Here is a 15807-nt window from a genome sequence, read left to right on the forward strand (position 1 = left end):
GTCATTGTATAAGGTCATTGTATAAGCCTATTGCATCAGGTTATTGTATAAAGCTGTCATACCAAACAGCATTTTATTTAGCTAGATATTTATCTAATTGTTTAGCTAAATGCTTAGCTAAAATACGCCGCATTAAACCAAAGATGTGTATAAATACTGGCGATATAACCGAGTGCAATCACAGGAGTCCATTTCAAATGAGCACCAAAAGTATAAATGCCACGAGCTTGGCCCATTAATGCCACACCAGCGGCACTACCAATTGACAACATGCTACCACCGACGCCAGCCGTTAAGGTGACTAACAACCATTGCCCGGTATCCATGTCAGGTTCCATGCTCAGCACCGCAAACATAACCGGAATATTATCAACAATCGCCGATAACACACCGACTGTAATATTGGCGTAAGTGGCATCCCAGTTGCTATACATTGCTTCTGAAATCATGCCTAAATAACCAATAAAGCCTAAACCACCGACACACAATACAACGCCGTAGAAAAACAGTAGTGTATCCCATTCAGCTTTTGCGACTTTATTAAAGATATCAAAAGGTGCACCATCGCCTAAACCACGTAGACGTTCATGCTCTTTTTTATCAACTGTATGCGCCATCGCAAACTGATAGTGATTCTTTTGTGTTTTACGTAAGAAGAATGCAAAGAATTGTAGAATACCTAGCCCTGTCATCATGCCTAACACTGGCGGCATACCTAAGAATGAATGACCTGCAACGGCAAAGAAGATAGTAATTAAGAATAAGATAACAATGCGTTTTGCCCCGCGTCTCATTGCGACGACTTCTCCATCACCTTTTGCTACATCTTTAGAGATAAAGAAGCTCATGATGATAGCAGGCACTAAGTAGTTAACCGCGGAAGGCACTAACAATGCGAAGAATGTGGTGAATTCAACCATGCCTTTTTGCCAAACCATTAATGTTGTGATGTCGCCAAATGGGCTGAATGCACCACCAGCATTAGCAGCCACCACTATATTGATACAAGCAAGGGCGATGAATTTTTTATTTTCCCCACCTACTTTCATGACAATGGCACACATTAATAAGGCAGTGGTTAGGTTGTCGGCAATCGGAGAGATGAAGAAAGCTAATATGCCGGTTAACCAAAAAATCAACCGTAAGGTGAAACCTTTATTCACCATCCAAGCGCGTAATGCATCAAACAATTGACGCTCTTCCATGGCATTGATGTAAGTCATCGCTACCAATAAGAAGAAGAATAGCTCTGCATACTCTAATAAATTATGGCGGAAAGCAGCTTCTGCATCATGGCTCATACCATGCTGAGAATAGTAGTAACCGATCATTCCCCAAATAATACCAGCTGCAACTAATACTGGTTTTGATTTACGAAGATGAATAACATCTTCTAACATCACTAAACAGTAAGCAAAAGCGAAAAATAAAATAGCGGCGTAACCAATTCCATGTGAGGTTAAATCGATTGTTTCCCCTGAACTAGCCAATACGCTAGTAGAGAATAAAAGTGTAAAAAGGGTCAGCATGACACTTAATACTTTAGACTGCTTAAACATTACATCTTCCTTAAAGTAACTAATAAATTGAAGCAAAAAAAATCCGCCCGATTCTAGCATAAATGGACACTTTCAACGTACCGTTAAAAAAGCGCTAAATGTGAAAACTTTGAAGGCTGAAGCAATAAGACATAAAATGCCATGCTTGTGGTAGTTCATTTAAGGGTGAAGTTAATTGTTGTAAGTAACCGATAACAGTAATAAAGAGAAGTAATAGAGAGAAGTAACAGATAGCGTTAATTGACAGTATTAATAGGCAACACTAATAGACAAGACTTATCCCCCCTAATAAATAAGATCGTTAAACAGTCTAATAAACCTCAGCTCTGGATAAGCAAAGCGATGCAACACCGCTATTTCCGCGGATTTCTGCGTTAAATTATTTCTCAATAACCCGTTATTGCTTCAATAATTCGCCTTGAACTACGCAAAACTAACGGCACTGCATAGTAAAAAATAGTACCTTCTGATTTTAAATATAATTCCACTTTCATTAACCAGAGTTGAGGTTAATAAACAAGATTAGACAATAAAGGTTAGTGAATACAAGTTCATCACACTCATTTCCAGTAAACCGTTTACAGTAAATGGTTTATCCCTACACAGCGAGATAATTCAGCTTGCTCAGGAACAAGGTCAATACAGGAAACACTCATTTTATCAATTTTCAAAGATAAAGAATGTTGTAATGGAATATGTAAAAAGGCAGATAATATAGAACGGATAACACCTGCATGACAGATCATAATAACGGATTTAGAATGCGACCCTTGGCTTAACTGATTAACTTGACTCACTTCGTTTAACTTAGACTGTAATTTATCCCAAGCTTGAATCACCCGACGGTCGAACTCACGTGCACTTTCCCCATTTTTAAAAGTGTAATCGAGTAAATCATCACTCCAGTCTTGTATTGCTTGTTGTCCAATATCTTGCCACGTTAAACCTTCCCAATCACCGAAGTTAATTTCTTTAAAACCTTCATTTATTTGTAAATTCATTGGATTGGAATACGTCCTTTGTGAGTACTCACTTACCTTCACTTCTTTATCAGTTTGAGGTTCTAACTCTAAATTTAACTTCAAACCTTCAGCCAAGGCTAAACAACGCGTTAATGGGCTACTAATAATTAATGGCGTTTCATTAACTTTAACTTTTAATTTATTCATCACGTTAGTTTTAACGTAATCTGTTAATTTTAATAAATCATGATCAAAAGATTCAGTAACAGCGCAATCTAATTGACCATAACAAATATCAGCGGCGACATTCACATCACCATGACGTACTAAGTAAATTTTATGTGTTGTTAATGGTTTATTATCCATTTTGATTTCCGTTTCCACTGCAATTAGAAAAAGCCTCAAACCTTTAAGCTAAGATTTAAGCTAAGCTAGCTCCAAACAACGCTAAGCAAGTTAATAAAATGAGTAATTCATTTAGTTGTTGTAAAAAACCTAAGCAATCTCCGGTATACCCTTCAATTTTTTTATGGAAATAAGATCTACATAACAAGGTACTTATCGTTGTGACGATAACAATAACCAATATGGAGATGACTGGCATCCAAAGTAATGACAATAAACTAAACAACAAAGCACCTAATAAATACGGTAAAGGTAATTGATGCGATGATTGTGTCGATTTGCTTGTTTCATCGACTCTTGCATATTCACTATATTGGATCAAACATAAAGCACTAAAGCGACTAACGACCGCAGCACTAAAAAGAACGCCAAAGAAATGAACTAAACCAAATTCAGAAAATTGATTAAGCTGGCTAAGTTGAATGAGCGTCGTCACTTTAAGCGTAAACAATATGATTAAACCAAGCACACCATAGGTGCCTATTTGACTATCTTTCATAATGCTTAAGCATTGCTTTTTGTTATAACCACCACCAAAACCATCACAACAGTCCGCTAAACCATCTTCATGAAAAGCGCCGGTTAATAATAACCCAGCTAGCAACATAAAAATGATACTAATCGTATGGTCAAACACACTTATGCTTACACAATAAACAGCAAAACAAATAAGCGCGTACAAAGCACCGACAAATGGAAAGTAAGTATTTCCTAAATGAAATGGATAGGCTTTAAAATTAATAGATTGGGGCACAGGGCAACGTGAAAAAAATGATAACGCATAACAACATAGAACCCATTGCTTATAGAGTTTTTTATATAGCGGTTTATTTAACTTTTCTGGCATCCAACTCTCTTTCTATTATCTATGCTTGTCATGTTTATGGTTATGGTTATGTTTATGGTTATGGTTATGGTTATGGTTATTACAAATTTTGCTATCACTTATTATATTGCTGGTACGCAACTAACTACTGACTATCAGAAACACCCGCATCAGCAAAAGAAGCCATTTCATTTAAGAAAGTTAATGCGGACACTAATAATGGATAAGCAACCGCAACGCCAGAACCTTCGCCTAAGCGCATACCCAATTTAAGTATAGGTGTTGCACTCATTGAGGTTAATAACAATTGATGTGCTTGTTCGTCTGATTGGTGACAAAATTGCGTGTATTGTAAAAAGTCATCGTGCATTTCGCTCGCAACCAATGCAGCGCTAGAAGCAATAAAGCCATCTACCAATACCAACATCGACAATTCAGCGGCTTTTAACATTGCGCCTACCATCATCGCAATTTCAAAGCCCCCTACGGTTTGTAATATAGTTGAAGCATCTGCCTCTGCTAATTGGTATTTTTCAATGGCATCGTCAATTACTTGCGCTTTTAATGAAACCGTTTGTTGATCAATCCCTGTTCCCTTTCCTGCACACACTTGTCCTGTTAAATTTAATATTGCCGCCATAATCGCTGCTGCTGAAGTGGTATTGGCAATGCCCATTTCCCCGAAGCCTATAACGTTACAACCAAGTAGATGCTGTTGCTTTACAATATCGGCACCTTTATTAATAGCCGCTAAACATTGCTCTTTAGTCATCGCGGGTTGTTGAGCAAAATTTTCGGTACCTAATGCAATTGGAGAATTAACAAAGTGTTCATTTTGAATGTTGTCAAAGTTAGCTTTCACACCAGCATTAACTATTTTTAAATTAATACCATGCTGCTTTGAAAAACAGTTAATAGCGGCGCCACCCTGTAAAAAGTTTAAGACCATCTGCTCTGTCACGACTTGTGGAAATAAGCTTACTCCTTGGTCTGCGACACCATGATCAGCCGCAAAGATAATAACGCTTGGTTCAATAAAAACTGGCTCTAATGTTTGTTGTAATAAACCCACTTTAAATGCAATCGATTCCAATAACCCTAAACTACCTTGAGGTTTAGTTTTAAGATCAATTTTGTCTTGAAGTGTATTTACAAATTGTGAGGTTACTTTATCTAGTGGAGCAGTAATATTAAACACGGAATATCCTTTGTATAATTCAAAAAATTTATAAGCTAGCTATATGCTTAGTAAGTATTAATAAGTATCAATAAAATAGGTAACATTAATGGTCTAACTCACTTTTAAAGAAAATGCGGTTAAATCAATGTAGCTAACCAATGTAGCTAATCAATGAAGTTAAGCTATTTAGCCAAAGCAAAGATAGAATACACGTTTATGATACGCATTTTGAAAAACAACGTTAATTTTTATATAAATAACCTTAACCTTTATATAAATAACCTTCATCTTTCATATAAATAGCTTTAACCTTTACATAAATACTTAGTTACAGATAAGCAACGCGATACCACATCATTATTTTCGTGCTTCTATGGGTAAATAATACTCTTTCCACGCCCCGTTATTTATAACCTTTATCAAACATCGTCTCGAATTAAAAAAAGAATTTAAAAATAAAAATGAGATGATTTAGCATTACGGTGAGTTTTTTAAGCTTTAGGTTTTACAAAGCGACTTTTAGTTTCAATATTAAATGCGTTAATTGATAGACAATTCACCCTAAAGGCAATCTTTGCTCTATAATGTGCTTTTTGTTTTATTGTATTGGAAAATTTCATGTCATTTGAGTCGCTTGAGCTGGATCAGCATTTATTAAACGCCGTTGCTAAGATGGGTCACACACGCCCAACTAGTATTCAAAAAATGGTCATCCCACCAGCAATGGATGAACGAGACATCATGGCAAGCGCGCCTACAGGCACAGGTAAAACACTGGCATTTTTATTACCTGCAGTACAACGTTTAATTGATTACCCTCGCCGTAAAGGTGGTTCTGCTCGTATTTTAGTATTAACGCCAACACGCGAATTAGCAGTGCAAATAAGCGAAGTTGCAGAGCAATTAGTTGAAGGTACAAAACTAGTAGTAGGTAATATCATCGGCGGTATTTCTTACGAAGCTCAAGAAGATATTATTATGGGTTCAGTAGATATCGTCATTGCAACTCCAGGTCGTTTAATGGAATACATTGACGCCGAAGCGTTTGACTGTCGTGAAGTTGAATGTTTAGTACTTGATGAAGCAGATCGCATGCTAGATATGGGTTTTGTTGCAGAGATGGACCGTATTGCTGGTGAAGCTCGCTGGCGTAAAATGACCGCTTTATTTTCGGCAACACTAGAAGGTAAAGGGTTACGTGAATTTGCTCGTGATGTATTAAAGAATCCTGTTAAGTTAGATGCAGAAGTCACTCGCAGAGAAAGTGGTAAAATCTTACAATATATCCACCTAGCTGATAATCCTGAGCATAAGTTACAGTTACTTGCTGCGATTTTAGAACAAGAACCAGAACACGAAGAACAAGTAAATAAGATGATTGTGTTTGTTAAAACACGTGATCGTCTTGCGCAACTAGTCGCTCAATTAGCCGAACTAAATATCCGTTGTAACTACCTACGTGGAGAAATGGATCAAGAAAAACGTAATTTATCACTACGTCAATTTAAAGAAGGCACCACCAATATTTTAATCGCTACCGATGTTGCCGCGCGCGGTATCGATGTCCCAGATATAACGCATGTTGTTAACTATGATATGCCACGTAGCGCAGATGTTTATGTTCACCGTATTGGTCGTACTGCTCGTGGTGGTAAAAAAGGTACTGCGATCTCTATTATCGAAGCACATGACATTGATATTTTGGCAAAGGTTGAACGTTATACAGACCAAATATTAAAACGTCGAGTGATCAAAGATTTACGCCCACAGAATAAAGAAGCAAAAGTGAGTTTGCGTAAAACTAAAAAACCGATGACCAAAAAAGGTAAAGCACGCGAAGAAGAAGTGAAACGCCTGCAAAAAGAAAAACGTCAAAAGAAAAAATTAGAGATGGGTAAACAACGCCATCGTACTATCAAAGCAAAAGGAAAGCCTAGCTGGGCAGGTAAAAATAAACCTGATACCGATAAAGCAGAATAAAAAGGCTATTTCAGTTCTTTGGCTATCATTCAAGCAGTTAACTTCTATTTAAAGTGAGAAGTTGATTGCTTGGTAACCGCAAATAGTACTTTTGAGGACTACACACAAGCGCTAACACACTGCTATACTAAGCATATTTATTTTTATCAGCAGAAGCTGCCTAAGGTCAATTATGCGTTTTTCTTCCTCTTTTTTACTGATAACACCACTTATTCTTGTTTTATCTGCATGTAGTTCAACGACCTCTTCAACCTCTACCACTCAAGTAAAAGAAACTGTCATAACGCCTACACCTGAAATTATTCATAAAGACTTTTCAAATATATTAGATGGGAACTTTAGAGGTCAACTTAGCTATAAAAATAATAAACCTTACTTTCAATCCTGTGATGATCCACAACAGTACCAAGTGATAACAGAAACAGCATTAAATGATGTTTATAACAAAATTGATGAAGATAATGGTGAACCTGTTTATATCGAGTTTGCAGGGCAAATTGTTTTCCCTAAAAGCAAAAAGTCTAAAAGCTCAGTTATGGTAGAGCTTGATCGTATCAATCACATGGCCTCTACCAAAACGTCATTACAATGTGCAAAAGCAACCGATACGTTTAGCTTTAAAGCAAAAGGTAATGATCCTTATTGGCGCATCAACATCCATGACAATAAATTATTTTTTGCCACAAAAGCCAGCAACCAATCATATACAGTGACTAACTCAACAGTTGAATCAACAAAACAACAAGTGATCAGTGCAATTAAATCAGATGAGCAGAGATTATCTTTAACGATGCAACCGGGAAGCTGTTATGTATCTGACAATAAAGAATATTGGGGATACCTTACCGTTGTAGAAAGCATTCATGGCAAATTCAGTGGCTGTGGCGAGTTAGGACAATTAACCAGTGAGCAGCCATTTACAGGTGAATATTTAAGTCAATCTAAACAAAGTTCAGATCAAGACATTAACCTATCGTTAAATGCCAACCATACCTTGGAATACCAACAAGGTAACCAAGCAACAAAAATAGTTAAAACAGGCTTTTGGAAAAGTAATACTCCCAACACTGTTGTCGCGATGTTTACCAAGCAAGACGGTAAAAAAATACAGCAGGAAATTATATTTAAACGTAATGGATTAAGTCTTTCTAGTAATGATGTTAATAAAGATAATGTGCTAACTAAGCTAGATGAAACATTAACGTTTGATAAAATGAATGCAAAACACAGTTCGTTGGAAGGTGATGAGATTCAAATTAAACGTCAGTTTACTGCTCAATTTATTAACCCAGCAAACAGCATTGATTTAGAAGTACAAAAAGCTGTGCGTAACTACTTTAAAATACATAGAACCGATCCTAAAAATACACGTTTCAACTCAGTTAGATTCGATTTAAATGGTGATGGTAAAGATGAAGCGATTGTTCTTTTAGATTGGTGCTCTAGTAATGGCTGTGAAATGCTGGTATTTGAATCGAAAGATAAAGGATTAATATTCTCAAGCCGTGTCTCTCGTATACAAGCGCCTATTTTAGTCGCTCAAACTCAGCACTTCTCTTGGCAGGATTTGTTTGTCGCTAAAGATAATAATTGGCTACAGCTAGATTTTGACGGTTTAAGTTACCCACTTAAAATCAGCGCTGCAAAAAGTATTGACCGCCCAACAGACTCAAGCGGCGTTGTACTATTTAGCGAAGGCAGACCAACCACTTGGTTTTCAATTAAATAACGGCTCGATTCTTAGCAAAAGGCTTTATCAACATTGATAAAGCCTTTTTAAAATGCGAATAACGATCAACACATAAAAGCAACACACCAACCCCTGCAAGCTGAAGCATGCGCCCCGAGGTCGAAAACTTTGATTATTGGTTCTTTAATTCACAATCAAAAAGCAACACACAAGACCCTGCAAGCTGAAGCATGCGCCCCGAGGTCAAAGGCTCTGATTATTGATTCTTTTAATTCACAATCAAAAAGCAACACACAAGACCCTGCAAGCTGAAGCATGCGCCCCGAGGTCAAAGGCTCTGATTATTGATTCTTTAATTGAAAACAAAAAAACAACACACAAAACCCTGCAGGCTGAAGCATGCGGCCCGAGGTCAAAAGCTTTGATTATTGGTTCTTTAATTCATAATCAAAAAATAACACATAAAAGCCTACAGGCTGAAGCATGCGCCGCCAAGTCAAAACCTTTGATTATAGGTTCTTTAATTCATAATCAAAAAGCGACACATAAACCCCTGCAAGCTGAAGCATGATCCACTGGGTCAAAAGAACGGGTTGAAACCTGCAAAGGGTCAGTTATTGATAATATTGGTTTATAATAAAAGTTAGATTATTTATAAATTCTATTGAAAAAGGCTTTTTCAAATAAATAGATAGACGCTTTTTTATCTCGAGGCAGCTTTGCATTACTTGAACTGTTTCTAGGGTTGTAACCATTCACCATTAATACAAATAGTTTATCGCCACCCTCACTTTTAACAATACCCGCTAAGTTTGCAACACCTTTCAGTGAGCCTGTTTTGGCAACCACTTTTCCCTTTAATTCTGGGGCATTGACGCCTCGATGATATTTTAATGTGCCATCAATTCCTGAAACGGAAAAAGTGTCGATTAGCTCTAATTTTTTATCTTGTTTATAAACAAACTGCATCACCGACATAAATAACTCAGTACTCATTAAGTTATGACGAGATAACCCCGAGCCATCAGCGATGTAAGCATTTTCTAAATTAACGCCATTGCTTTTTAATATGGCTTTCGTTGCTTTAGCGCCATTACGGAAGTTACCTGGCTGTTGGTAATAATGCGCGCCAATTGTTTTAAATAAACTGTCTGCAATTAAGTTATCTGAGCGCTTCATCATTCTTTTTAATAAAGTATCAAGCGTATCTGATTGGTGAGAAGCTAGAATAGAGGGTGCAATTGGCTTTATATCTTCATTCGCTTTATTTTTATCCTTTATCGCGACAGAACCAATTAAATTAATACCAACCTGTTTTAGTTCAGCTTCTATTATTTTTTGAGCGTAAGTATTAGGATCATTCACTGCAAACGCTAAAGGGAATGCACGCTTACGGGGTACCATACAACCCCATAAATGATATTTATTGTGGCTATCACGTGTAATTTCTAAATCACAAAACAGCTCTGCTCGTTGTTTTTTAGTCACAACAGAAACATCACTTGTAATATTGACCGGCTCATAAGCAGGAATAAATAACGTTGCCTTTTCGGCATCTTCACTGTCTAAACTTAAGTTACCTTGCACACAGTTTCGGTTAACTATGATCGCATTAGAAGGAGAAGTATAACAAACCCCTAAATCATTCCATGCTTGACCGTTACTCCATTGATAGCCGTTAAAGAAACTGTTATCCAGTAAGAAGTCCCCTTCTATTTTGTTAACCCCTAAACGCTTTATATCTTGCAACAGCTTTCTAATATGCTGACGAGTCAATGTTGGGTCACCCATAAAACGTAAACTCAAATCTCCTTTATAAATCCCCTCTTTTAGCTTCTTTTGATCGCCCTCAATGACTGTTTGATATGTAAAGTCACTACCTAATGATAATTTGGCCGTCGTCGCCGTTAATAGCTTTTGAACACTGGCTGGTGTTCTTAATGTTTCTTCTTGAAAACCGGCTACTTTTTTTTGTGTTTTAGCATCAACCACTAAATAAGAAACCTGCGTACCTTTAGGCAATAACGATTGTAAATCCTGCCATTGTTCCGCAATCGCATTACAACAAACCACACTACTCATAATAAACAAACACGTTTTTAACATCACAAATCACTCAACTAAGAAATCAATTTTGAGAATAACCTTTCTGTTGGTTCCATGCGATGAAAATTTAATACATTAATAACAACAAAAACAATTGTTAGTGATATAATTTTTGCCATTATCTGCTTCACTTTTAACTGCCCTGACAATATGAGTGTGAAAAAATGAATAATCCGTTATACCAAAAAAACATTATCTCCATTGCTGATTTATCTCGTTCTGATCTAGAACTCATCTTACAAACAGCCCACTCTTTAAAACAAACACCGCAACCTGAATTATTAAAAAACAAAGTCATTGCAAGCTGTTTTTTTGAAGCATCAACGCGTACTCGTTTATCTTTTGAAACTGCAGTACAACGTTTAGGTGGCAGTGTTATTGGTTTTGATAGCGGCGGCAACACCTCATTAGCGCAAAAAGGTGAAACGTTAGCTGACTCAGTTAAAATTATCGCCTCTTATGCTGATGCATTTTTCATGCGTCACCCACAAGAAGGTGCAGCGCGTTTAGCGTCTGAATTTACGTCGATTCCAGTGATCAATGGTGGCGATGGTTCAAACCAACATCCAACCCAAACATTACTGGATTTGTTTACTATTTATGAAACACAAGCAACATTAGATAACTTAAATATTGCCTTTGTAGGCGACCTTAAATATGGACGTACAGTCCACTCTTTAGCACAAGCATTGTCTTTATTTAATTGTAATTTCTATTTTATTTCGCCTGAAGCATTAGCGATGCCTGATTACATTCTTGAAGAACTAAAAGAACGTAATATTAACTTCTCTTTGCATAGCAGTATTGAAGATGTCGTTGATGACCTTGATATTCTTTATATGACCAGAGTTCAAAAAGAACGTTTTGACGAAACGGAATATCAGCACATGAAATCAGCTTTTTTACTAAATGCCGATATGCTTGATAATGTAAGAGATAATTTAAAAGTATTACACCCATTACCACGTATTGATGAAATCAATATAGATGTTGATGAAACACCTTATGCTTATTATTTCCAACAAGCACAAAATGGTGTTTTTGCTCGCCAAGCATTACTCGCTTTGTTATTAACTAATCATTTTCAAGCAAACGCTTAAGGTTTTATCATGCAAAAGAAATTACAAGTAGAAGCGATTGAACAAGGTTCAGTGATTGACCATATCCCGGCACAACAAGGGGTAAAAATATTAAAGTTCTTTAAATTTACTCAAACGAAAGAAAAGATCACCATCGGATTAAACCTTGCCACTCATAATGGTGAAAGCAAAGATCTTATTAAAATTGAAAATACTTTTTTTAATGATCAACAAGCAAACCAATTAGCTTTATTTGCGCCGAATGCAACGATTAATCAAATTAAAGATTTCAAAGTGGTAAATAAGTTTCAAGTGCAATTACCAAGTTCATTTATTGGTGTATTGGCTTGTCCTAACAGTAATTGTATTAGTCATAATGAACCTGTTCAAACCCGTTTTTATGTCCACCAGAAAAACACATTAAAATTAAAATGTCATTACTGTGAGAAATCTTTTGAACGTGGTACTTTTGACGAATTAGACTAAGTTTAAAAATTAAGCTTAGTTTCAACAAATATCAGAGAATAAGATTGAATTAGAGTCTGTTACGTTTATACTAAATTTAACTTCATCATTAAAAAGTGAGCATTTATATGCAATACAATACTTCTGTTTTATGTGATATCTACGCAGATACAATTGACGTAGTAGAACCACTATTAACTAACTTTGGTGGGCGAAACTCCTTTGCAGGGGAAGTAGTTACTGTTAAATGTTTTGAGTCGGTAGGATTGATTTATAAAGCATTAGAAGAGAATGGTGCAGGTAAAGTATTGTTGATTGATGGCGGTGGTTCATTACGTCGTGCTTTAATTAATGCACATATCGCAGACTTAGCAGTAGAAAATTGCTGGGAAGGTATTGTAGTTAATGGCTGTGTACGTGAAGTAGACGCGCTAGAAGAACTCGATATTGGCATTCAAGCAATTACAGCAATTCCTGTCGGTGCTGATGATGATGAAGTAGGTGAAATAAACGCAGCAGTTAATTTTGCAGGTGTTACCTTCTTACCTGAAGATTTTTTATACGCTGATAGTACTGGCATTATTATTTCCCCTGAGCCGCTAGTGCTTGATGAGGAAGATGCTGAAGAAGAAGAGGTTTTTTAAAGCAAGCCTTTAGTAAACGCCAATTTATCTAAACTTGAAATTTAGCTGTAACTCGAGTTTAGTAAACTTTAGTTTGGCAAATGACAGAAACTAAAAAGCCCAATTAAATTGGGCTTTTTGTTAACTAGCGATTTATTATTCAGTGCTTCATTATTTAATTAAGTTTACTGGTCACTCAACCTTACCACTCAACTAAATATTTACTTATTACCCCAATAAACACCAGTTTTTCAATTAGCTATAAATAAGCGTAACGCTAAACAATAAATGCTAATCGCAAATAATTACTCTGCGTTTTCTTCAGCTTGTTCGATTTTACCGACCAATGCACTTAAACGATCTTGCCATTGCTGATGCTCTTCGTTTAAACGATCGTTATCAGATTGTAACTGTTCAGTTTTACCTGATAAATTAGCTTTATCTTCTTTAAGCTCTTCAATTTCCATTTGCAACAGTGCAATAGTCTCTACAGCTTGGTTAATTTTGTTTTCTAATTTTTCTAATAGCTCAAATGTCATTTGAAGACCCTTAATACAAAGTAAATGGTTAACTGGAATGCAATGAGAATAAGCATTCCACGATGCTTATTCAACCTTTGTTTTAATTTTTATGAAAAAAAGATGTAAATCGTCTTTAAAGTCGCATTATGTTAGTCTGATTCCGATTAATTAAAATAATTTAAAAGGAAAAATATGTCTACACAACTACAAATAGGTAAGTACCAACATTACAAAGGTAGCTTTTATCAAGTCGAAGATATTGCCATTCATAGTGAAACAGAAGAAAAAATGGTGATTTATCGTCCTTTATACGGTGAAGGACTTTTATGGGTAAGACCGCTTGCTATGTTTTTGGAACAGGTAGAAATTGAAGGAAAAAGCCAACCTCGTTTTGCTTATGTTGACTTAGAATAAAAAATAATTTTTTAAATTATCTCCCCCTAGCATATTAACTACTCTAGGGGGTTGTGATCTAAAGGGCTAAAAAGCGTTTTAGATCATAAAATTTCAAATGTTCTGTTCCATCGATAAAGATGGCATATCGCATGATGGCCTGCCAACAATCTTAGCGGGAACACCTGCAACGGTAGTATGTGCAGGAACCGTTTCTAAAACAACACTGCCAGCCCCTATTTTTGCTCCAACACCAATTTCAATATTACCCAATACTTTTGCACCTGCTCCAATCATCACACCTTGACGAATCTTTGGGTGACGATCGCCGCTATCTTTACCCGTTCCGCCTAAAGTAACGCCTTGTAATATTGAGACATTATCTTCAATCACCGCAGTTTCACCGACAACAACACCCGTTGCATGGTCAAACATTATACCTTTGCCGATAGTGGCAGCAGGATGAACATCGACGCCAAAAATAACTGAGCTACGGTTTTGTAAATACAATGCTAGCGCTAAACGATTTTTGTTCCATAACCAATGTGCGACACGGTGAATTTGAATGGCGTGAAAACCTTTCAAATATAAAAGTGGAATAGAATATTCTTCAACGGCAGGATCTCTGTCTTGCACGGCTAAAATATCTGCCATTGCACTTTCTATGATACTTGGATCGTCTGCAAATGCTTCATCAATCACTTCACGAACTAAAATACCAGGCATAGTGCGGCTATCTAAACGATTAGCTAATTGATAACTTAATGCTGATGATAAATCTTTATGATTTAAAATAGTTGAATGGAAAAAACTGGCTAAAATTGGTTCACCTGCAGAACTAGCCCAAGCCTCTTCTCTAATTTTATCCCAGAGATCTTTTACCTTACATTCCATTCTTTTATCCTTAACTATTAAATCTATATTCTATCGGCATTTTATTAAACGCTAGACTTCTATCTCGTTAGCCGATTTATTTTTAGGTGCGATTGTTTATTTTTAGGTGCGATTATTTGTTTCAGATACTGTTATTTGTTTTTAATTTTTTTAGGTACGACTGAAATAGGATCTAAATGAATCAATATATCGGCTCCAGGAAATGCCGCCTCAAGAGCAAACTCTAATTCATCCGCTTTTTCATGTGCATCAAATAAACTTTGCTCATCATCTAGCTCTAAGTGTAATTGTATAAATTTAATATAACTTGAATAACGAGTTCTTAAGTCATGGACACCACGTACACCTTCAACTTTATAAGCAAGTTTAAGGATTAATTCTTGCTCTTCTTGTGGTAACTGTTTGTCCATTAAAGCGTCAATTGATTGAGTTCCAATCTCCCAAGCTCCGTGTAAAATATAAAGACTCACTGCAATTGCAAATACACCATCAGCCCAGTTCCAACCATACCCAGCTAACACAATAGCTAACAACACTGCGCCATTAAGAATAATGTCTGTTCGATAATGTAAAGCATCGGCTTTAATGGCCATACTATTCGTTTTAATCACCACATAACGTTGAAATAAAACTAATGCGATAGTGACAACTAACGAAAGCAGCATAACAGAAACACCTAAACTACTGGCGTGAATTTGATTGTTATTTACCACGGCAGAGATGCCATTGATCATTAGAAAAACAGATGAGCCAGAAATAAAGGCAGCTTGTGCCAATCCAGCTAAACTTTCCGCTTTACCATGCCCAAAGCGATGTTCTTTGTCTGCGGGTTGTAAGGCAATTTTTATTGCAAATAGATTAATAATAGAGGTAGTGACATCCATTAATGAGTCAGTCAAAGCGGCGAGAATACTTGATGAACCAGTCATGATCCAAGCAATTAATTTAACAATAATTAATAAAGAGGCTGCAATAATGGCAGCTTGGCCAGCTCGTTTAACTAAATAAGCATATTCTTCGGGATGCGCTGATTGATTCACAATGATATAGCTCTGAAAATTGTTGGACGATCATTATACCCGTTATCATTTCAGATACAAAACCAGTAAATATCAGTCAATTTT

At 36.4% G+C, this 15807-nt stretch carries 15 protein-coding genes; 7 read left to right on the forward strand and 8 right to left on the reverse strand.

Annotated features, from left to right (window positions below):
- Nucleotides 1-113: 113 nt before the first annotated feature.
- The 4 genes from nhaD to cobT all read right to left on the reverse strand — a co-directional run bounded on the left by nhaD (nucleotide 114) and on the right by cobT (nucleotide 4950).
- Nucleotides 114-1559, reverse strand: a complete 1446-nt coding sequence (nhaD, locus tag GQR59_RS13625) for a sodium:proton antiporter NhaD (protein ID WP_160063582.1) — start codon at nucleotides 1557-1559, stop codon at nucleotides 114-116.
- Nucleotides 1560-2137: 578 nt separating this feature from the next.
- Nucleotides 2138-2887 carry a histidine phosphatase family protein gene (locus GQR59_RS13630; RefSeq protein WP_160063584.1) on the reverse strand — a complete coding sequence of 250 codons (750 nt, stop codon included), beginning with the start codon at nucleotides 2885-2887 and terminating at the stop codon, nucleotides 2138-2140.
- 55 nt (nucleotides 2888-2942) lie between these two features.
- Complete coding sequence (locus GQR59_RS13635) at nucleotides 2943-3773, reverse strand: adenosylcobinamide-GDP ribazoletransferase (protein ID WP_160063586.1); 831 nt, start codon at nucleotides 3771-3773, stop codon at nucleotides 2943-2945.
- A gap of 124 nt (nucleotides 3774-3897) precedes the next feature.
- Nucleotides 3898-4950: a nicotinate-nucleotide--dimethylbenzimidazole phosphoribosyltransferase gene (gene cobT / locus GQR59_RS13640; protein ID WP_236546766.1), complete on the reverse strand. Its 1053-nt coding sequence runs from the start codon at nucleotides 4948-4950 to the stop codon at nucleotides 3898-3900.
- A gap of 600 nt (nucleotides 4951-5550) precedes the next feature.
- Between cobT and srmB the strand changes: the two genes are divergently transcribed.
- From srmB to GQR59_RS13655, 3 genes are all read left to right on the forward strand, one after another.
- Nucleotides 5551-6912 carry an ATP-dependent RNA helicase SrmB gene (gene srmB, locus GQR59_RS13645; RefSeq protein WP_160063588.1) on the forward strand — a complete coding sequence of 454 codons (1362 nt, stop codon included), beginning with the start codon at nucleotides 5551-5553 and terminating at the stop codon, nucleotides 6910-6912.
- A 172-nt stretch (nucleotides 6913-7084) separates the two neighbouring features.
- Entirely contained in the window at nucleotides 7085-8641 is a 1557-nt protein-coding gene (locus GQR59_RS13650; protein ID WP_160063590.1) for a hypothetical protein, read from the forward strand.
- 220 nt (nucleotides 8642-8861) lie between these two features.
- A complete protein-coding gene (locus GQR59_RS13655) occupies nucleotides 8862-9173 on the forward strand; it encodes a hypothetical protein (protein ID WP_160063592.1) in 312 nt (103 codons plus the stop codon).
- A 77-nt stretch (nucleotides 9174-9250) separates the two neighbouring features.
- Here GQR59_RS13655 and dacB read toward each other — a convergent pair whose 3' ends face one another.
- A complete protein-coding gene (gene dacB, locus GQR59_RS13660; RefSeq protein WP_236546767.1) occupies nucleotides 9251-10684 on the reverse strand; it encodes a D-alanyl-D-alanine carboxypeptidase/D-alanyl-D-alanine endopeptidase in 1434 nt (477 codons plus the stop codon).
- 188 nt (nucleotides 10685-10872) lie between these two features.
- Here dacB and pyrB point away from each other — a divergent pair, with 188 nt between their 5' ends.
- The 3 genes from pyrB (at nucleotide 10873) to rraA (ending at nucleotide 12896) form a co-directional block, all read left to right on the forward strand.
- Entirely contained in the window at nucleotides 10873-11808 is a 936-nt protein-coding gene (gene pyrB / locus GQR59_RS13665; protein ID WP_160063596.1) for an aspartate carbamoyltransferase, read from the forward strand.
- 9 nt (nucleotides 11809-11817) lie between these two features.
- Nucleotides 11818-12273 carry an aspartate carbamoyltransferase regulatory subunit gene (gene pyrI, locus GQR59_RS13670; RefSeq protein WP_025563454.1) on the forward strand — a complete coding sequence of 152 codons (456 nt, stop codon included), beginning with the start codon at nucleotides 11818-11820 and terminating at the stop codon, nucleotides 12271-12273.
- Between the two features lie 107 nt (nucleotides 12274-12380).
- Nucleotides 12381-12896 carry a ribonuclease E activity regulator RraA gene (rraA, locus tag GQR59_RS13675; protein WP_160063598.1) on the forward strand — a complete coding sequence of 172 codons (516 nt, stop codon included), beginning with the start codon at nucleotides 12381-12383 and terminating at the stop codon, nucleotides 12894-12896.
- A 284-nt stretch (nucleotides 12897-13180) separates the two neighbouring features.
- Here rraA and GQR59_RS13680 read toward each other — a convergent pair whose 3' ends face one another.
- Nucleotides 13181-13414, reverse strand: a complete 234-nt coding sequence (locus tag GQR59_RS13680) for a cell division protein ZapB (RefSeq protein ID WP_160063600.1) — start codon at nucleotides 13412-13414, stop codon at nucleotides 13181-13183.
- A 174-nt stretch (nucleotides 13415-13588) separates the two neighbouring features.
- Between GQR59_RS13680 and GQR59_RS13685 the strand changes: the two genes are divergently transcribed.
- Complete coding sequence (locus tag GQR59_RS13685; protein WP_160063602.1) at nucleotides 13589-13810, forward strand: DUF1653 domain-containing protein; 222 nt, start codon at nucleotides 13589-13591, stop codon at nucleotides 13808-13810.
- Nucleotides 13811-13903: 93 nt separating this feature from the next.
- Here GQR59_RS13685 and cysE read toward each other — a convergent pair whose 3' ends face one another.
- Nucleotides 13904-14683, reverse strand: coding sequence for a serine O-acetyltransferase (gene cysE / locus GQR59_RS13690; protein WP_160063604.1), 780 nt, complete (start codon nucleotides 14681-14683; stop codon nucleotides 13904-13906).
- 131 nt (nucleotides 14684-14814) lie between these two features.
- A complete protein-coding gene (locus GQR59_RS13695) occupies nucleotides 14815-15723 on the reverse strand; it encodes a cation diffusion facilitator family transporter (protein ID WP_160063606.1) in 909 nt (302 codons plus the stop codon).
- Nucleotides 15724-15807 lie beyond the last annotated feature (84 nt).

Source organism: Psychromonas sp. L1A2 (assembly GCF_009828855.1).
Classification (GTDB): Bacteria; Pseudomonadota; Gammaproteobacteria; order Enterobacterales; family Psychromonadaceae; genus Psychromonas.